Source organism: Streptomyces sp. R35 (assembly GCF_041053035.1).
Lineage (GTDB): Bacteria > Actinomycetota > Actinomycetes > Streptomycetales > Streptomycetaceae > Streptomyces > Streptomyces lutosisoli.
Genome location: NZ_CP163440.1, coordinates 1 through 18,548 on the forward strand (window position 1 = coordinate 1; position 18,548 = coordinate 18,548).

Genomic DNA, 18,548 nt, shown 5'->3' on the forward strand with positions numbered 1-18,548 from the left:
CCTCGAGCCGGGTCCAGGTAGTGAACTGGCGGTGTAGCCAGCTGCCGGCTTTCACGCCGTCAATCACCAAGTCCCGGTGCAGGGTGGCGAGGTCGTGGCCGGTTTCGATGTGGCGGCGCAGCAGGTGGTATTTGCGGTGCCAGTCCGGGCCATGAGGGAGTGTCCAGTTGGCGTCGAGGGCCGCGAGTTGGGCTTCGCGTGTGGAGTCGAGGTGGCCTTTGCGGGCCAGGGCGCGCTGGTCGACGAGGAATTGGCCGCCGGGATCGGTTGCGGGGACGGCGAGGTGGCCGTGGGTGGTGTGGAAGGCTTCGACGGTGGCCATGTGGCCAGCCCAGGCGGCCTCGTGGGCGTCCCAGATCATGCCCAGGTCTTCGAGTTCAGCGATCCATTCGGCGGTGAGCGCGTCTTGGTGGTAGGCGGTGCGCTGTCCGTCGATGAACGAGCCGAGGCGGTAGCCGTAGGCGTCTTCGTAGTCGGTCGGGACGCGCAGGTGGTTGTGTTCGGCGTGGTAGCGGGCGGCGGCCGCGAGGCCAGCGCGGCGGGGCGCGGAGAGGACGGCGCCAGCTGCGGGCCAGGCGATCAGGTCCATGGCGCGGGCGATGTGGTCGGCGTCGAGGGTGAAGTCGAAGCGGAAGCGGCGTGCGAGCAGTTGGTGAGTGTCGGTCTCCAGGCGGCGCTTGGTGTTTTTGCGTGGGGCGCGGGCGGCGATGGACTGGTCGTGGTGGCGCAGTGCCGCGGTGACGAGCCAGAGCGCCTCGTAGGGGGTGCCGAGGAGGTCGGTGGGGTCGGCGTCGGGCGGAGTGTAGGCGGGGATGACCAGGCTCGCTGTTTTGTGGTCGAGGGTGGGTGGTTTGCGCAGGGCGCGGCCGAGGGCCTGGACGATGCGGCGCACGCTCGCGGTGCGGTCCGCGAACACGATCGCGTCCACGGCCGGCAGGTCGACGCCCTCGCCCAGCACCTGCGCGTTGGTCAGGATGCCGCGGTTGGCGGCGATGAAGCGGTCCTGGATCTTCTGGCGCTGGTCGGGGGTGTGGGTGCCGTTGATCGACTGCACGCTCAAGTCGGCTGCCCAGGCGGGACGTTGGCCTGCGGGGAGGGTGCGCAGGGTGTGCGGGAACTGGCGGGCGAAGTCTGCGGCATCCGCGATCTGCTGGAAGTAAACGATCACGTGGTGCAGGTCGTGCTCGCGCATGGCTTTGAGGACGGCCAGGTGCAGCGCGCTCGTACGCTGGGCCGTGGGGCCGAAGCCGGTTTGAAGGTCAGTGTCGGTGAGAGCGCTGCGCAGGTCGGTGTCGGTGATGGTGGGGATGAGGAGTTGGTAGTCGGCCAGGACGCCGTCGTCGATCGCATCCGCGTGGGAGTAGGTGTGCAGGCGCTTGCCGAAGACTTTCGGGTCGTCCATCGACGCGATCAGGTACGGGGCTTCCCAGGCTGGGGCGGTGGCCGCAGTGCGCATGGGCTGTGGGCGCTTGTCCGGGGCCTCTGTCAGGCGGGGGGCTTCCCACTCGTAGGGGGTTGCGGTCAGGTAGAGACGGCGGTCGGCCAGGATCCGGGTCTGGTCGTGGATCATCGTCCACTGCTTGTCCCAGCTGCCCGCGGTGCGGTGCGCCTCATCCACGACCAGGAAGTCGAAGACGGGGACAGGGAAGATCGTGTGCTGGGTCTCCTCGATCCGGGGGAGGGAATCAAGGGTGACGAACACGGTCGCCCGCTCACGCCGTTTCCTGCGCTGGCTGAGCCAGTACGCCAGGTACTCCCCCGAACCCGTACTCACCGCCCCCGTGTCGGCGAGCAGCGGGTGCTTGCCGGCGTCGAGGGAGGAGACCGCCATCAGCGGCTCGCTGCGTCCGTCGGCGCGGGCTGCGGCTGCCCATTGGCCGATCAAGTCCAGGCTCGGCACCGCCACTAGGAGATGGCGGGCGTCGAGTTGGTCTGCCGTACGTAGCGCGATCAGGGTCTTGCCGGTCCCGCACGCGGAGACGATGTGACCGCGCGAACCCGGGTTCTTCAGGTGCCGGGCTGCGCTGTCCACTGCGGCCTGCTGATCGGAGCGGAGCGTCCGGCGTTCGGGGCGAACCAGGGTGGGTGAGCCCTCGGGGCTGGGGTCGGTGGGCATCGGTGGTTCCTCGAGGTGCACAGCAGGAGACGTTGAGGCTGGAGCGGTGGTCAGCAGTACGGCCAGTGGATTCCTTGTCCGCCGCCTCTGATCGCACGCCATTCAGGGACGGGGACCCGGCCGGCGGCGGCATAGATCCAGCCCTTGTGGTGGTAGACGCGGTTGAGGATCTTGTCGAGGACGTGCCAGTCGGCGTGATGTCCGCAGGCGCCACATCGGTTTGGATTAAAGCTGTGTCCCCGCTGCCAGGCGGGCCGGTCGTGCAGTTGTGCCGCGACGTCCGCCATGTCACCGTCCGGTGCCGCCAGGATGCGGCGCGCTATGGCGACGGCCTCGGGGAAGTCGGTGGTGGTGAACTCCTCGCCGCGCGGCCGGTACGACGGCAGCAGCCCGAACACCCACCACAGAGAGAAGGAACACCGCTCGCACGGCGCCTCGTACGCCAGCACGTCTACCTGTAGCGAACTCACCGCGCACCCTCCTTTTACATGGCGATCCTGGCACATCGTGTCTTGACGCTGGCACCGGTCGAGTCCATCGACGAGGGTGACTGCGGTGTCCGCTGCCTCTCGGCGCTGCGCTGGTTCGAGGGCGTTGTACATGGCGTTTGGTCAGCGCCAGCGCATGTTCAGTTCCTGACGGGCGTTGATCTGCGCTGTGACATTGTGGCGCCGCTCGAGCAGCCAGCGGCTAAGCAGGGGCAGGTCTCCTCCTTCGTTGCCTTGGTAGGCGGCCGGGACGGCGAAGTGCTGGTGGGTGGTGCTTGCGACGCCGCCGCGCCGGTCGCGCTGCACCTGCTCGACCTGACCCGCACTCCCCCGCGTCTAGACCCGATCCAGTCGCTCACCGTGGTGGAGAACCCCTCCGTCCTCGAAGCCGCCCTCGCCTGCGGCCACACTGCGCCGCTGGCGTGCACCAGCGGACAGCTGCGCGCCGTCGACCACGCCCTGCTGCAACTCGCTGTCGACCAGGGCGTGGCGCTGCGATACGCAGGCGACCTGGACGGGCCAGGGCTCGGCATCGCGCACACCGTCCGCCCGCCAGGGCGCCAGACTCGTCGCCATGGACCTGGCCACACTCCACGACGCGGGAACCCACCCGTCCGCAGTGCTGCTGGGCCCGCTCCCCACCAAAGACATCGACCTGCAACTCGCCCGCAAACTGCGCGACGTGGGGCGGGTGATGTTCCAAGAATACGACACCGTTCTGAACCGCCTCCTCCCACCCGCCTCCACCTAACTGATCGTTTCAGAATGAGTTGAGCTGCGGTCTTGTGCTCGGCGATCTTGGTCGGCAGGGTGTCCGGGCTGCGTGCTGATCTTGTTCCTGACGACCTGTGGGAGCGGGTGGCTCCGCTGCTGCCCCGTTGATGAGCTGCCGGTCCGCCACCCGAGGCCGCCTGTCTCGGTCCTCAGCGTCAGTGCAGCGAACGGCTTCCGCTCCTGACGGGCGAGTTCATGACGACGGGTCACTCCATCATGACCCGCCGTCCAGATGATCGTTGAAGACGGCCCCTAGCTTGGCAGTGTGCCGTCGGGGTGGTCGTAGATCCAGGAGAGACCTCCCAAGTCGAGGCGTTGGCGGGTACGGGTGACGGCGACGTAGGCGAGACGGGCTTCGGCATCATCGACGGGGTCAGGAGCGGGCGCCAGCGCGGTTCCTGTCTGGTCATCAGCGGTGTCGTTCTGAGAGCGGGCGAAGTCATCGGCGATCAGGACACAGGGCCATTCGCGTCCCTTGGACTTGTGGGCCGTGGAGACGGTGACGTGTGCGTGCGATTCCGGGGCGAGCCGGGTGATGGCGCCGAGGATGGCGTCAGCGCCGTGGGTGTCGACGAGGCCGACCAAAGGCTGGAGGTCCCGGCCAGCGGGGTCGTGGGCGGCGTAGTCCTGCAGGTCGCCCCAGCAGGGGAAGAGGAGCAGTTCTGGGTGGTGGGTGCGGCGGCCTTCTTTGAGGTCGCGGGCGGCCAGGGCCAGGGCGTGCAGGCTGTCTCCTCCTCCGGCCAGGGCGACTCGGTGTCCGGCGGCCATGTGGGCCATGACCTGGGCCATGGCGCCGACGTTAGTGCGGCACAGGACGGCGTCCGGCTGTGTGACGGGGCCGATTTCGGTGGCCACCGTTGGGGTGCCAGTGAGGCGGATCGGTGCGTCGGCGAGGCGCAGCCAGCGGTTGGCCTCGGCGGCGAGGTCGGGGCCGAAGCGGAAGGACTGGGACAGGGCGAGCCGGGTGCCGTCGAAGCCGGTCATGATGTCCTTGGCGCCGCGCCAGTGGTAGATGGCCTGGGCGGAGTCGCCGACCATGACGAGCTGGGCGTGGCCGCGCTGGCTGAGGAAGATCTGTTCGACGACGGGGTTGGTGTCCTGGGCTTCGTCCAGCAGCAGGAAATCGGCGTCGATTCTCGGCCGGGTGAGGGCCCAAATTTTCAGGTAGTGATCGTGGTCGAAGCGGACGGCGCCGTCGTCGGAGTGCTGCAGGTCGGCCCACGCCTTGCGAGCGAACGGCACAATGTGGGCGGCGAGTTGGGTGTGGAGGTCTGGGGCGTCCAGGCCACGCAGCCGGGGCACGTGGTGGTGGGTGATGGCCTCGTCCGCAGTGTGGCAGAAGCGGGTGACGGTGCGCAGGGTGGCGTTGGAGAGAGCTCGTTGTGTCACCTCGCGGTCGCCGACGCGGACGGCTTTGGTCAGGCCGAGGGCTTGTCCGGTCTGCCAGGCGGGGCGTCGTGGGGCGCCCAGGCGGCGGGTGTAGCGGTGGCCGACGGCCGCGTAGGCCAGGGCATGGGCGGTTTTGCACTGGACGGTGTCGGGGAAGCGGGTTCGAGCGTCCTGGGCGATGGCCCGGTTGTAGGCGAGGTAGCGGCCGCGGCGTTTCGTGGTGCGGGCGAGCAGGGCCAGGGTGGTGGTCTTGCCCGTGCCTGCGCCGGCCTGCAGAGCGAGGTGCTGGTCGGCGTGGAAGGCGTCGGCAGCGGCGGCCTGTTCGTCGGTCGGGTTCATGCGGGGGCCGCTCCGGGGGTGCGGGTCAGGGCGTGGCCGACGGCCGCCAGGAGGTGTGCGGCCGTGGTGCCGGCGAGCAGTTGCTGCACGGCCCGGTCGAGCCGGTCGGACTCGTCACTGGCGTGCTGGGCCATCGCGCGGTGCAGGGCCAGCTTCACGAAGAGTTCCGGGCTCTGCCCCACTTGATGGGCGGCCTGGCGGATCGTGGCATGGACGGCGGGCGGGAAGGCGAGGTTGAGCAGGACCTGCCCGCCGGTGTCCGGGTAGTGGGTGGTGATCACGTCCACGGGGAGCCGCGTGGCGAGGTGCTGGCGCAGCCGGTGCGCGGCGCGGCCGGGGGTTTTGGCGCGTACGAGGGTCATGAGGCGGGTGGTGTCGTGGTTGGTCGCGAGCGGCAGCACGCGGGCGGCGTCGCGGAGTTCGGCCGGGGCCAGGGGGCAGGTCAGGAGGATTTCCAGGGCGTGGTGCGGCATCGTCATCTCTCTCCGCTGCCGTGTGCCGGTGGATAGGGCAGACCGGTGCGGAGGTGCTGTGCGTGCAGGAGGGGGTCGAAGATCTGCCATCCGGCCAGCGCCAGGTCGGCGGCGCCGTGGGAGGCGGCGTGCGCGGGGCAGCGCTGGAGGCGCCAGCGCCGTTGTTCGGCGTGGGGCAGCCGGCTGAGGTCATAGACGGCCATCGTCTGTTCGGGAAGGGTGAGTTGGCCGTGTCGGGGGCCGACAGACAGCTGTTTCCAGGATCCGGCCGGACCGTCCGGGGCCAGGAGGGGGCTGGGGCAACGGCGGCGGTGGTTTGTCTGGGCTACGCAGCGGATGCCCTCCACGAGGCCGTCTGCGAGGTAGAGGCCCAGCAGCATCCGCACGACCGGGCGCTCGCCGGTGTCGGCAGTCGCTGCGCTGGTGGTGGAAGCCGTGGGAGTGAAGGCGCCGATGTCGATCAGGCGGCGGGTCCGTACGGCGAGTTGGCGGCGCGCCGACGCGAGAGGCAGGTTGATCCGGCAGATGGGCGTGCGCTGCGGGCAGAGCACGGCGTGCGGAATACGGCACCAGGCGCTGCCGTCGCCGTGCGGGTGGGCGATACCGGAGCTCAGGTGCCAGCGGCAGGGGTCGGGAATGTGGGCGGTGGCCAGTTCGATGGGATGCAGGGCGATGGGCCGCCCGTCGGCACGCTGGTAGAGGTCAATGCGGTTGCCGCAGCGGCGGCAGCGACCGCTCTGGCCGGCGCGCAGCAGGCGGCTGGGGCTGGTGGCGGCCACCCGCAGCGGACGGCGCACCGGCACGGTGCGGGTGCTGCTGTCCCAGTAGCAGCCGGTGGGGGCGGAGTTGGGGCGCATGGCAAGGACCGTGCCAGGCGACACACCGTGAGAGCGGGGCTGACGGGAGGGCGGTCCCCCGGGCAGCCCAGTGATATCGAATACCAGGACGGCGTGTCGCACGTACGTTCCATGCGGGTTCGCCGGTCCGGGTGATTTACGCCGCGTGCCGGGCCGGGACAGACGGGGTCAGGCGCCCTTGGACCCGGGCGGGGTGTGGTCGTCACAGAGCGGGCCGAGCAGCTGCTCGATGGGGACGTCGAAGGCGTGCGCGAGGGCGTGCCAGGTGGTGACGCTGCCGGTGGTACGGCCGTGTTCGAGATCGATCAATGTGCGTCGGGCCAGGCCGCTACGGCCGGCGAGTTCATCGAAGGTCCACCCGCGCTCGTTCCTCAGCCGCGCCAGCGTCACACGCAGCGCGGGGAGGTCGGGGTCGGGCGGCAAGATCGTCACCCCACCATCCGACGGTGCAGACCCCTGCCCTGTCAGTGCAGACCTCTGCACTATCGGCACAGGTGAGCGCGCCGGGCGCCCGCACTGCACGAGTGCAGAGGTCTGCACTACGGTGCGGCCGACTCCCACGTACCTGTTGCCGGGAGACCCCGCACGAGGCCGGCGCGGACCAGACCGGAAGGGACAACGAGGCGATGCGGCTTGCCAGCACACACGCCACGGTGCAGCGCATCTGGACAGTGCACCTACGCCCGCAGACGGGCGGACCGGCCCTGGCCTGTCCCCGCTGCACACCCGGTCCTGTCCTGCCGGCCGCCTCCGCCCGCTCGGCCGCCCTCACCCATCTGGCCCGCCACGCCCGCGCCGACGCGCTGCCCGGACACCTGCGCACCTGCCAGTGCCGGACGAGGGGCTGCCACTGGCACCCCCGCCACCGCGGCTGCGCGGGACCCGTCCTGCTCGCCCTGACCTGCGACCGCAGCGGCCGCGCGTGGCGGCTGGCCGATGCCTGCGCCGCCTGCGCGGCGGCGATGAGCCACACCGCCGTCGTACCGCCCACCCTGCTCCACACCGGCCGCGCCCAGCCGACCCCCGCCACGTCGCGCTCGGCGCGCAGCACACCTCCGTTCGGGCCGGCAGAACAGCAGCGCGTACGCGAAATGCTCACCTACCTCGCCACAGCGCTGCCCCGCTTCGCCTCCCCCGCCGCCCGGCTGCTCGCCCTGCAGTGCGCGCTGCGCGCCGACCATCACGGACAGATCCGCATGCCCCGCGGGTTCCTGCGCGGCATGCGGCTGCACGGCCGCGCGGAGCTGTGGCTCGAGCTGGAGCACGCCGGCTGGCTGCACCGCCCCAGCCGCAGATGCTCCCCCGTCCAGGCACAGCTGCTCGATACCGCCGTCCTCCACCAGGCCCCCGGACGCACCGCACGCATCCGCGCCGCCCACTGGGCCCTGCGCCCCACCCCCCTGACCGTCTCGCCCGCCCTGCCCTCCGCCCTGCGGCTGGCCGCACTTGTCCTGGCCGCCCACAGCACCGCCGGGGCGGGCGGGGGCGAGCTCGAGACCCTCACTCGCCAGTGCGGGCAGCCGCCCCAGCAACTTGAGGACCTCCTCGACCAACTGGTCCGCGCCCGCCTCGTGACCGCCTGGCACCACCATCACGACAGCGACGAGACCCGGTGGAAGCTGCCCGCGCACTCTCCGCCCGGTGAAGACGCCGCCCAAGAGGCCGACGCGTAAAGGAGGCACAGTGACCCGGCCCGTACGCCCGGCCAGGATCCTCCTGCCGCTGCACTCTCAGACCCCCGGACGCACTCGCGAGGGGACCGTGCCGGCGCCCACTGCCGGGACCGGCTGGAGGAAACTGGAGAAGGATCTGCTGGTGACCGACGAGCTCCATGAGCGGCTGGAGTTCGCGCCCGGTGAAAAGCAATCAGGATGGACACGTGCAAGGTCACCAAACCGGAAGCGAACTCCCTGCTCGTCAGCTGCCGGATCGGCTACGGGCGGTCGGGCCGGGATGGCACTCCTTGCTCATGCGACTGCACACGCACCTGCTTGCCCTTGAGCCGGACTACCGCATCTATGACGTGAAGGAAAAGCTCGGCGCGGTCCGCATCCACATCACCGCCTCGCCTGCTCCCGTACGCCCCGAGATCCGAAGCCTTCTCACTGCAGCCGAGGAACAGTCCGCCACGACCTGTGAGTTCTGCGGAAGCCCCGGCCGACGGCGCAACGACGACGCAGCAGGCTGGATCAAGGCGGTGTGCGAGGACTGCCACGCCGCGTGGTCTGATCACTCCATCATGATCGCCAACGGAGAAGCGCGGCACCGGCAACCCCGAAACGGGTAGCTGCACACTTCATGAGACCCGTCTTGCTGGGCGAGCGGCGCGGCGCTTCCGAAGTGCCGCCGTAGGCCGCCGCGTCGGCGTGGGCGGAGAGCCTCTCCAGTTTCTCCCGCCTACCTGGACACCAGTCGCGGCGATCACTGGGCGGCCTCGTCGCAGATCAGCCCGATCAGCCATTTTGCGCGCCAGTCCTGGCCCCCACTGGCACAGTTCACCGACCATGCGCCGCAGGCGGATCTTCGTCTCCCCCAGGGCCTGGCAGCCGACCGCACCTTCGTACAGGAGAGGCATCCCCTACCCGCTTGCTTCGCTGCTGCCTCAGCTGTGGGCGGGCCGCAGGTACATCGGAAGGACGGTGCGCATGAGCTGTTCACCGCGAGTGGTAATGGCTTCGAAGTCGCTGCGGGCCATGGCGGCGAAGTTGGTCGGGTAGGCGGCGACCGCGCTGCGCGGGACGAGGTCGGCTGGCGGTGCGGGCAGACGATCGTCCTTCATGCCGAGGTATGCGAGGGCGAACCCGTCGATGCGTCCACTCGCGGCCCATTCGTGCAGGCGGGCTCGGGCGGAGTCCTGTGCCTTGCGGTGGACGGTGGCGAAGGAGCGGCTGAGGCGTCCGAACATGAAGTGCGGTGCCTTCACAGCGAGTTCGCCCAGACCGGCGTCGCAGGAGATGATGAAGGGCACCTCGTAGACATGCTGGGTGTGGTGCGGTGAGCGACCGGGCTCGAGGACGGACAGGCCAAGGTTGTCGTAGACGCCGCCGTCGGTGAGCAGCACGGTGTGCTGCTGTTGGTGTCCGTCGCGGTGCTGGAAGGTGAAGGTGCGTTCCAGGGCCGGCAGGAGGGCGGGGTAGGCGGCGGAAGCGGCGACGGCGGTGGCGACGTGGATGGGCTCGGTGATGGTGCCGTAGCGGGAGCAGCCGCTGCGGGTGCTCCCGAAGCGGACGGCGTTGGTAGTGGCCAGGTCGGTGGCGGTGAGGACGACGTCGAGGCCTGGGTGGGTGACGTCGGCCATGATGGTGGTGCCGAACGCCTTGTGGGTGAGGACGGCGGCCAGGGCGTCGGTGCGGTTGGCGGGGCGGGCGACGGTGACCTGGGTGCCGCGGGTGAACAGTCCGCGGGTGCCTGCGCGGGCGGCCGCGGTGAGGTTGCGTACGGCCGCGGAGGGCTTGAACGCCTGTCGTGCGATGTCCAGTTGGAGGCCGGAGCGCAGCAGGTCGGTGGTGCGGCTGTCGAAGTCGGTGAAGTCTGGCGGGCCGTAGGCCCACAGGGCGGCGAGAAGGGATCCGCCGGAGATGCCGGAGACGACGCGGATGCGGTCGAGGAGATCGCGGTCGTGCAGGGCGCGCAGGCAGCCGAGGTGGAAGGCGGCGGCGCGGGAGCCGCCGCCGGACAGGGCGAGGCCGATGGTGCGGGTCATGAGCGGAAGCCCTTGCGTGGGAAGGGAACGGGGCCGTGGGGGCGGGTGGTGTAGCCGCCGGGCCACCAGGTCACGGGGCCGAGGTGGGCGGGTAGTGCCGACGGGGGCAGTGCGGCGGTGGCGGTGCGGGCGGCGAGGTGGGCGTAGAGGTCGGGGCCGTCACCGGTGGCGAGCCACTTGTGCCAGACGAGGGCCGGTCCTCCGGCGATGAGGACGAGGGCGCGGGTGGGGGCGTCGTCTAGCGGGAGGGTGAGGCTGGTCATGGCGGCGCGGTCGGTGGCGCTGGGCTGGGCGGCGGTGTGCGGGTGGGTGTGCCACATGCCCAGGAAGCGGCTGATGTTGCCGGTCGCCTTCCGGCGGGCGGCGAGGTGGCCGCTGACGCCGTCCAGGCCGTGCTGGAAGTAGGCCTCGGTCAGCAGGGAGTCGGGGGGCGGGCCGGTGGCCTCGTCGATGAAGATCACGCCGGTGGCGTCGTCGACGGCGCCGAGCAGGGTGCCGCCGGTTTCCACGCGCGGGCCCCGCAGGCGGGCGCCGCGGCGGGCTTCCGCGCGCATCTCGGCCAGTGCGGCGGGGGTGATGCGCACGTCGTAGCCGGTGGCCTCGTCCGTGGTGAGGGTGTCGTTGGGCCAGGTCAGCCAGCGCGGCCCGGCGGGCTGGGTGCTGGTGGGGCCGGCGGGCATCCGGACGATGAGGGCGGCCATGGTGTGCTGGTCGGCGGGCTCGGCCAGGGCGTGGAGGATGCCGGTCGCCAGTTGTCCGGCCAGTGCGGTGACGTCGGCGGCCGATCCGGTGAAGGTGGAGTCCGAGCAGCCGGGTTCGGGCTGGAAGAGGTCGGTGCGGGGCTCGGTGGGGAAGAAGTCGTCGATCAGGTCGTCGAAGGCGTGCGTGGCATCGGCGTGCGCGGCCAGCGCGGTGCGGCGCAGGACATGCGTGCCACCGCCGGTGGCACCGCGGGGTGAGAGGGCGGCGATGCCGCGGGTGGCGTGGTGGCCGATCATCAGTGTGGCCAGGTGGGGCCAGGGGGCAGTGTCGGCGCGGCGGGCGCGTTCGAGGTGGGCGCGGACGATGCGGTTGGCGGTGCAGTCCCAGATCAGGTCGAAGGCGTGCAGGTCGAGGGCGGACAGCCGGGTGGTGACGTTGCCGACGAAGGCTTCGACGCAGGTGATGTGGGGGTCGATCCGGTTGAGGCGGTCGGCCAGGACCCTCGCCTTGGGAAAGCCGATGTCGGCGTCCGCGTAGGGCTGGCGGGCCAGGATTCCCGGGTGGACGAGTCCGTGGTCGGCCAAAGTGAGGTGCGCGGCGCCCGCGCGGGCGCACATGTCAGCGACGGGGGCTCCCAGGGCGCCCGCGCCCAGGACGAGGACGCGTTTGCCGCGTAGCCAGGCCGCGGGGGTGGCGTGGTCGCGGCGGACCGTGACCTCGGGCCGGGCTTCGTAGACGCGCATCCACCGGGTGCTCTGGCGGTCGAGCCAGTTGGTGCCGAACCGGACGACATCGTCGCCGAGTTCGGCCAGGTACGCATGTCCGCTGAAGGCGGTGCGGACGGCCAGGCGCCCGACCTGATCGGCGAAGTCGGGCAGGTGCCAGGCCACCAGGTGCGTCCGGCGCGGCCCATCGCCGGCGATACCCCGCGAAGGGGTGCCCAGCAGCAGGTGCACCGGCGCGGCCGGGGTGTCCTCGTCGTCCCCGGTCGACGCGTCGGCGTCGGGGCAGAGCAGGGTGCGGTTGCGGCCCGCGACGAATCCCGTCAGCCCCAGCAGCAGGCGCGGCGTGATGTGGTCGCGGGCCAGGGACTCCACCAGTTCCCTCGCGGTGAGCGGGTATTCGAACGTCAGGTGCTTCGTGGTGACGACGACGGGGGCGAGGAAGGCGCGGGCGCCGGCCGGCAGCGCGGCGCTCTCCCGCAACTCTTCCAGGCTGTCGGGCCAGGAGTCCTCGGCAGCAAGCCAGCCCACGACGTCGCATCTGATGTCGTTGACCTGGTGCAGTACGGCGGCGCCCAGCCACGGCCCGTCCGGCCTTGCGACGGGCGCGTCGCGGCGGATCACGAGGAGGCCCGCCGTGTGGTCGGTCAAGGCGTTCGGAGGGTGCAAGGGTTCACCGGGCCGGTCCAGTTGTCCCGCAGCGGCCGCCTCGAACCAGTCCAGAAGACGGGTGATGAACCCGTACATGCCGTCGGCCGGATCCCACTCGGTCGCCGTCGAGCGGTACAGGCACAGGTGGCGGCCCCAGTTGACGTGCGGGGCACCAGCGAAGCGGGTGTGCCGAGTTTGCACGCTGGGGGCGGTGAAGGGGAAGTTCGGAGGGATCCGCAGGGTGACCGCCTCCACGCTGCGCAGCCGCAGGCCGCCCTGTGTGCGCGGCAGGTTGGCGCAGCCGACGCTGACGCGGGCCTCGACGTACCCGTCGGCAGTGGCGGCCACGTGCGTGGCCGCCACCGATCCTTGCGAGGCCTGGACGATCCGGTGCAGCTGGTCGAGGCCGAGTTGCTGGCCTTCAGTGAGTTCCAGGGTAGTGCTGTCCTTCACGCGGCACCGAATCCGATCTGCACCGCCGGCTCGGCCTTGTCACCCCTGGCCTGCTGCACACCGGTGCGTGCGGCGTCCGTACCCCGCGGGTGCGGCAGGCCGACACCGGCAGCGAAGGCGGCGGCCGGGAAGCGGGAGGTACCCAGTGCGGCCAGCAGCCGGCGTCCCCCGCCCGCGGCCTCCAGCGCTCGGGCCTTGTTCTCCAGGTCGGCGACGTCCACAAGTTCGAGGCCCAGGCCCGACTCCAGGGCGAAGACCACCGGACGGGGTTCATCCTTGGAGGGATACTCCCCCGTGCACAGCACCTCGTAGTCGGTGATCGACTCGTAGGCGTCCCGGGCCAGCAGGTGCGGCGGGTTGTTGCCCTTCTCATCCTTCTCGCGGAAGGGCAACGAGCTGGCGATCACCCGGGCGTCCGGACTGGCATGCGCCTGGAGCAGGTCGAGAAGGTCCTGCTTGAGCTCCTCCTCGCCGTCCTCGCCCTCGGCGTACATGGCCTTCTTGGAACAGTGGTGCGGGGAGAGCAGCACGTCCCATTCCACCCGGTCCGAGTTGCCCGCGGCCTCACTGTTCTCGAAGATCATCTTGATGATGGGGTAGGCGAGGTCGCCCAGGAACAGCAGCCGGCCGACGGTGCCGTCACTGGCTTTCAGCTGTACCTGCAGGGCCAAGGACGTGTCGTTGCGGTCGCCTGCGCAGTGGTCCTTGAACGGTGCGTGGACGAACGCCTCGAAGCGGTCCGCGGCGTCCTGGCCGTCGACCTTGGTGATCACATCGCCGGGGAAGGTGAAGTACTCGTCAGGCAGTTCGGCGTAGGAGTGCAGTTCGCGGTCCTCGTCGTAGCCGATGATGCGCACCCGGTCTCCGCTGGCCGGCTCCTTGCCGTCCTTGACCGCCTTGAGGGTGGCGTCCACGCGTCGCTCAACCTCGTCCTGGAAGCGTTGCGCGTCCTCGCACATGGGCTTGTCCTCGGACAGTTCGCGCCATAGCCGAGGCGTCGCCCAGATCTCTCCGATCAGGATGGAGCTCTCCAGAAGGTCGCCGAAGCCGCAGCAGTGGTCCGAGTCGGCGTGGGTCAGGGCGAAGACCGCCAGGTAGGGCGTCTTGTCGTCGGGTTGCGGGAGGGTCTCCTCCAGGCGGTCGATGACAGCGGCGACCACCGCGTCGTCCTCGTCGGCGGCCTTCATGTCCCGCAGGTCCACCTGCATGACCAGGTTGTCGCCGACCACGATCGTGGTGGAGTCCCCCGTGCCCACCGGCCAGAACACCACCCCCTGTCCGGGAAGTTCCGTCTCCACCATGTCCTACCTCTTCACTCGATGTTGATCAACTAGCGGTAAAAGCAGACAAGTTCACTTCAGGCCAGATGTACCACGCGCCACTGACAACACCGCCGTGATCGCACGGTGGAGCGTTCAGGCCTCTGGCCGCGGCCCGCTCGCCCGCGGCCCGGAGTCCGCTGCGAGCCGTCCGTCGGCGGTGCGGGCGGGGGTCAGGGACCTGCGCCCGCCCTGGGAGCCCGCCGCCGTCCTCCCCTTGCTTCCGGCGGCAGCGCCTTCAGCGTCGTCGCGGTCGCCGTCTGCGGCAAGGCGTCCCGTCTGCTCCGGGACTCCGCGATCGCCGCCTCGAAGTCCTCGAGCGAGTCGAACGCCTGGTGGACGGACGCGATCCGCAGACGGGCAACGAGAGCGGACACCTGCCGCGGGCCGAGTCGGCCGCGCGCACCGCAGGCGGCGCGGCCGACGGTTCTGTCCGTCCCTGCTCCGGCAGTTGCCGGGTCCCCATCCTCCGGGACGCGCGGGCCGGATCCGGTGGCCGTTGCCTGCGGCGCCAGGGTCCTTCGCCACCGGTGATCAGACCCCAGCGGGCAGTCGATCACTGTATCTGCAGGTCAGCGCATCACTCACTCAGTGATCGCCAACGGTTTTGTCACAGACTGGCGGGGTCGTGGGCCCAGAGTGCTGCTGCAATGCGGCGCAGGACGGCAGGGGGTGCAGCAGCCGGCGCGTCGTCATGGGGGGCGATGGGTTCGGGAACGATGATCGCTGTCTGCGCGGCACGGTAAGCGTGTTGGCCCATCAGGGGCGAGAGAGCGTTGACCAGGTCCACCGTGGTGTAGATGGCGCAGGGCAGCACGACCGCGTCGAGGTCGGGGGGCATCGGGTCTGTCGCGCGCTGGCACCGGATGACCGGCTGGTTGTGCTGGTAGCGCACGGCTCTCTCTTGGGGCAGGAGGATCTCCGCGTGGAGCATCTGCACGGCCAGTTGGCAGGCGAAGGCTTCTGCCTGCTTCGTGTTCTCGAATACGGCCACCACACGGCGCAGGTTGTGCTGTTCGACGACATGGGCGGTGCCTACGGCTTGGGCACGCCATTGCGGGAAGCCGCGCGGCTCAGGCACTTGGATCCGAATCACTTGGTAGGGGCTGAGCAGGCCCTTGTCTACAAGTTTCTGGCGTTCCATGGTCGATTGGTGAGTGCCGAAGATCGGCTGGGCGAGCATGTCGACGGCCCAGGCCACCTCGGTCGCGTGGTCTGTGGGGTCGGGCAGTTCGCGGGGGATGCGGGGAGTGGCCGTCAGGTAGAGGCGTCTGTGGGCGAGGATGCCGTCGTCGTAGTGGATGGCGGCGTGCGGGTGCTGTGGGTCGATGATGCCTTCGGCGGTGCGGTGGGCTTCTTCGATGATGAGGTGTTCCCACGGGGGCAGATGGTGGTCGCTATGGGAACGGACGATGAGTTCGACGTCGCGGTAGCGGGCTACGACGAGGGCTTCTTCGGACTGCTGTGCCATCCAGTCGGCCAGTTCGCCCGCGCTGGTCAGTCTGATGCCGCCCTTGCCGCTGCGGGTGGGGTTGATGTTGATGCCGGCGAGCGGCCTTTTGCGGACCATGCGCCAGGTCGTGACCGCTTGGTGGAGATAGGCCTGGCTGGGGCCGAGCAGCAGGCATGCAGCCCCGTTCCCGGTTTCGTGGACCGCCGTCGCTGCGGTCATGGTCTTGCCTCCCCCGGCTGGCATGCTGAGCAGCACGCGCCTGCCACCATGAAGCAGGACGTCGGGCAGTCCGGGCGGTGATGGTTCGCCGCTTGCGATCCAGAAGACCTGGTCGGATCGGCGGGGCGCTTCGGTGTCGTCGGTGCCAGCCGTCTGGGGGGCGGGCGTAGCTGTCCCGGGGAACGCGGCCGGGGTGTCCTCGCATTGGAGTCCTGGGAGCCATTCCATGGCCAGGGCTTCGACGGATTCGATCTCTTCGCGGCTGAGGCGACCCGTGCCCGCGAGCGTCCGTAGGTCGGCGATCCACTGGCCCAGTGAGAATCGGCTGCCCATGTGTTCGTCGACGTAGTCGGCGGGGACACGCAGGTGCTGGTGTGCGCGGTAGAAGCGCCGGGCGGCGCGCAGTCCGTGTGCGTGGGCGGTGCTCTGGCTGCCGAAGGGGCGGCGCAGTCCGAGGGCCAGGGGGTCGTGCGTGAGCGGCAGCGCGGCCAGTTGCGCCTGCTGTCCCTTGGCGAGATGGAGGAGGACGTCGAACTGCTCGTCCAGCCATCGGGTGATCTCGTCCGCATCTGCCGGCAAGGGGCCGGGCGGAATGGTCAGGGCCGTGCCTTGGGCGCGTACGCGGGCGCACATGCGCTGCCACGCTTCGGGCCAGGCGGGGTTCCACCAGCGGTCGATGTCCTGCAGGGCGCGCCGGTAGGGGGTGGGAAGGGTGCCCTCGCCTGCCTGGCGGCGCTGCTCGGCCAGCCACCGGCCCAGCGGGCGGAGCTGATAGGTCTGTGTTGGTTCTGGCAGTAGGTGGCCGTGCTCGCGGGCGTAGGCCTGGGCGAGTTCCAAGAAGGTCTCCGTGCTGTCCTTGGCGTGTGCCCAGGGCATGTTGCAGGTGGCCAGCGCTGCGGCGCGCGCCGCGGAGAGGTTTCCGGCGGCCTTGAGGGCACGCTGGTAGCCGAGCCAGCAGCCGAGGTGGAATCCGTCGGGGGTGATGTGGTTGCTGGGGACGTTCAGGTGTCCGTGGGTGTCGAAGAAGTGCTGCGCGCAGGCCATCCCGGTCTCCCAGACGTCGGGCTCGGGCTCCATGATCCGCAGCATCAGGTGCGGGGCGATCTCCGGGGCGCGTGCGGGCCGGATGGCGAACGCCGGTGTGGGCAACAGCAGTCGGGTGCCGCTGACCGGGAGGCGGTAGAAGTAGTGCTCGTCGTACGCCTTGAGCGCGATCATGACCTGGTGCAGCAGGTGGTACGGGGTGCCGAACGCCGCTTCCTCGGCACGTTGCCCGGGCCCAAAGAATACCGGGATGACCAGAGTTGAGATCTTGTTCATGCCGGGGCCGATGCGCAGTGCGCGGCCGATCGCCTGGACGATGTCGATGGTGCTCTGTTTGGGGTCGGCGAAGAGTACGGAGTCAGCCAGCGGGAAGTCGACGCCTTCGACGCACAGACGGACATTGCACAACACGCTCAGCTCCGCCAGCCCGCTGGCGTGCTTCTCTCGCAGGGGCTGGGCGAATCGTGCCAGGCGCTCACGCCTCGTGCGGCGGCCGTTACGGGAGTGGACGCTGGCGACCCACAGGTCGTCGGCGTGGCCGCCGGGGATGGCTGCGGCGGTTTCGGGCAGGGTTTCGGCGAAGGCCTCACTTTGGACGATGCTGCGGCTGAAGACAACCGCGCGGCGAATCTCGTGCTCTTCGCGTGCTTTGAGCAGGGCCAACTGGGCCGCCGCTACGCGCATGGCGTCGGCCTGGGGGGTACGGCTGGCTCCCCTGCGTGTGCGTCCGGCCAGGAAGGCGTGCAGCTGCGGGTCGTGGATTTCGGGAGCGGCGATGCGGTAGTCGGCGAGCCGCCCCTCGTGGATGGCTTCGGCCAGTGAGTAGCGGTAGGCGATGTGGCCGAAGAGGTCGACGTCGTCCATGGAGGCGATCGGCTCGGTGGTGATGCCGCGGTTGACGTCCCAGATGCGGGGTGTGGCGGTGAGGTAGAGCCTATGGCGTGCGGGGATGGCGTCGTTGTCGTGGATGACGGCCCAGGGTTTGCCGCGGGCGCCGGCGGTGCGGTGGGCTTCGTCGACGACCACGGTGTCCCAGCGGGGCAGCAGGTGGCGCTGGTGGGCTTCGACGAGTTTGGGCAGCGACGCGTAGGTGGCGAAGACGCTGACGGGCCCCTCCGCGCCGCGCACGGCGGCGGCCAGCCAGGCTGGGTCATTGGTCATGGTGAGCACGCCGCTGAGGAGGGGCTCGCTGGTCTGCTTGTCGGAGCACAGACCGAAGTAGTGGCCCGTCCGGCCGGAGGTGTGCCAGACGCGGGCGGTCTGGTTGAGCAGCTCCAGAGTCGGCATCACGGTCAGGCTGCGGCTGTTGGAGGTGATTTCGTGGGCGATGTGGACGGCGAGGTGGGTCTTCCCCGTGCCGCACGGCATGATGACCTGCTGGCGTTCGTGGCCCATGGCGAACGCGTTGAGCACGCAGTCCGCCGCAGTGCGCTGGCGCGTCCACAGTTGGCTGGGCAGGCGTTCGGCAGGCAGGTCGTGCAGCACAGGATGGCTCCCCCGCTCAAACTGATGATGCTTCAAGGGGCAGGATGCGGACGGGTGTACGGCGCGGATGCTCAATCCGGGCTTCCTCACCCCTGGGGGTGAACTCTCTCGTCGGGGCAGGGGTGCGCCGTGGTAGAGAGCGCAGTGCCGCACGGACGTCGAGATCCCCACGGGCCGCGATAGCCGCGCGGCGCCGCCCGGCCCCGGAGACGGGGGCGGGCAGCAAGGATCAACAAGGGCTGCACGGGGGTGGTGCCCGTGTCCGGGCGGCCGCTGAGCCCGGGGCGGGAGTGGGACATTGGGGAACGTGGTGTGGGGCAGGAGCCTGGCACGGCAACCGGTGCGGTTCGTGGCGCATGAG

General features: G+C 70.2%; 14 protein-coding genes and 2 pseudogenes. 4 read left to right on the top strand and 12 right to left on the bottom strand.

Annotated elements, in window-relative coordinates; all coding sequences use genetic code 11:
• From AB5J50_RS00005 to AB5J50_RS00015, 3 genes are all read right to left on the bottom strand, one after another.
• Nucleotides 1-2,116 (bottom strand): Helicase associated domain protein (locus AB5J50_RS00005; protein WP_369253663.1); only part of this gene is annotated, 2,116 nt, incomplete at its 3' end.
• A 50-nt stretch (nt 2,117-2,166) separates the two neighbouring features.
• Entirely contained in the window at nt 2,167-2,586 is a 420-nt protein-coding gene (locus tag AB5J50_RS00010) for a hypothetical protein (protein ID WP_369253665.1), read from the bottom strand.
• 141 nt (nt 2,587-2,727) lie between these two features.
• Complete coding sequence (locus AB5J50_RS00015; protein ID WP_369265750.1) at nt 2,728-2,910, bottom strand: hypothetical protein; 183 nt, start codon at nt 2,908-2,910, stop codon at nt 2,728-2,730.
• 54 nt (nt 2,911-2,964) lie between these two features.
• Here AB5J50_RS00015 and AB5J50_RS00020 point away from each other — a divergent pair.
• Nucleotides 2,965-3,093 (top strand): annotated as a pseudogene (locus AB5J50_RS00020) (DUF2399 domain-containing protein); the annotation flags it as partial.
• An 85-nt stretch (nt 3,094-3,178) separates the two neighbouring features.
• A complete protein-coding gene (locus AB5J50_RS00025; RefSeq protein ID WP_369265752.1) occupies nt 3,179-3,355 on the top strand; it encodes a hypothetical protein in 177 nt (58 codons plus the stop codon).
• 275 nt (nt 3,356-3,630) lie between these two features.
• Here the strand turns inward: AB5J50_RS00025 and AB5J50_RS00030 are convergent, their stop codons facing one another.
• The 4 genes from AB5J50_RS00030 to AB5J50_RS00045 all read right to left on the bottom strand — a co-directional run bounded on the left by AB5J50_RS00030 (nt 3,631) and on the right by AB5J50_RS00045 (nt 6,868).
• Nucleotides 3,631-5,106, bottom strand: a complete 1,476-nt coding sequence (locus tag AB5J50_RS00030) for a UvrD-helicase domain-containing protein (protein ID WP_369253667.1) — start codon at nt 5,104-5,106, stop codon at nt 3,631-3,633.
• On the bottom strand, nt 5,103-5,585 hold the full coding sequence (locus AB5J50_RS00035; RefSeq protein ID WP_369253669.1) for a hypothetical protein: 483 nt from the start codon (nt 5,583-5,585) through the stop codon (nt 5,103-5,105). Before AB5J50_RS00035 ends, AB5J50_RS00030 begins: the two co-directional genes overlap by 4 nt.
• Complete coding sequence (locus AB5J50_RS00040; protein WP_369253671.1) at nt 5,582-6,436, bottom strand: DUF6083 domain-containing protein; 855 nt, start codon at nt 6,434-6,436, stop codon at nt 5,582-5,584. Before AB5J50_RS00040 ends, AB5J50_RS00035 begins: the two co-directional genes overlap by 4 nt.
• A gap of 168 nt (nt 6,437-6,604) precedes the next feature.
• Nucleotides 6,605-6,868 carry a helix-turn-helix transcriptional regulator gene (locus AB5J50_RS00045; RefSeq protein WP_369253673.1) on the bottom strand — a complete coding sequence of 88 codons (264 nt, stop codon included), beginning with the start codon at nt 6,866-6,868 and terminating at the stop codon, nt 6,605-6,607.
• Nucleotides 6,869-7,062: 194 nt separating this feature from the next.
• Between AB5J50_RS00045 and AB5J50_RS00050 the strand changes: the two genes are divergently transcribed.
• Both AB5J50_RS00050 and AB5J50_RS00055 read left to right on the top strand, forming a co-directional pair.
• Nucleotides 7,063-8,109 carry a hypothetical protein gene (locus AB5J50_RS00050; RefSeq protein ID WP_369253675.1) on the top strand — a complete coding sequence of 349 codons (1,047 nt, stop codon included), beginning with the start codon at nt 7,063-7,065 and terminating at the stop codon, nt 8,107-8,109.
• A gap of 296 nt (nt 8,110-8,405) precedes the next feature.
• On the top strand, nt 8,406-8,723 hold the full coding sequence (locus tag AB5J50_RS00055; RefSeq protein ID WP_369253677.1) for a hypothetical protein: 318 nt from the start codon (nt 8,406-8,408) through the stop codon (nt 8,721-8,723).
• Between the two features lie 315 nt (nt 8,724-9,038).
• Here AB5J50_RS00055 and AB5J50_RS00060 read toward each other — a convergent pair whose 3' ends face one another.
• The 5 genes and pseudogenes from AB5J50_RS00060 to AB5J50_RS00080 form a co-directional block, all read right to left on the bottom strand.
• Entirely contained in the window at nt 9,039-10,139 is a 1,101-nt protein-coding gene (locus AB5J50_RS00060; protein WP_369253679.1) for a patatin-like phospholipase family protein, read from the bottom strand.
• Nucleotides 10,136-12,667 carry a ThiF family adenylyltransferase gene (locus AB5J50_RS00065; protein ID WP_369253681.1) on the bottom strand — a complete coding sequence of 844 codons (2,532 nt, stop codon included), beginning with the start codon at nt 12,665-12,667 and terminating at the stop codon, nt 10,136-10,138. The genes AB5J50_RS00060 and AB5J50_RS00065 overlap by 4 nt, the downstream gene beginning before the upstream one ends.
• A complete protein-coding gene (locus tag AB5J50_RS00070) occupies nt 12,664-13,968 on the bottom strand; it encodes a hypothetical protein (RefSeq protein ID WP_369253683.1) in 1,305 nt (434 codons plus the stop codon). The genes AB5J50_RS00065 and AB5J50_RS00070 overlap by 4 nt, the downstream gene beginning before the upstream one ends.
• Before the next feature lie 191 nt (nt 13,969-14,159).
• Nucleotides 14,160-14,378, bottom strand: a pseudogene (locus tag AB5J50_RS00075) (transcriptional regulator NrdR); the annotation flags it as partial.
• A gap of 218 nt (nt 14,379-14,596) precedes the next feature.
• A complete protein-coding gene (locus tag AB5J50_RS00080; RefSeq protein WP_369253685.1) occupies nt 14,597-18,187 on the bottom strand; it encodes a Helicase associated domain protein in 3,591 nt (1,196 codons plus the stop codon).
• Nucleotides 18,188-18,548: the final 361 nt, after the last annotated feature.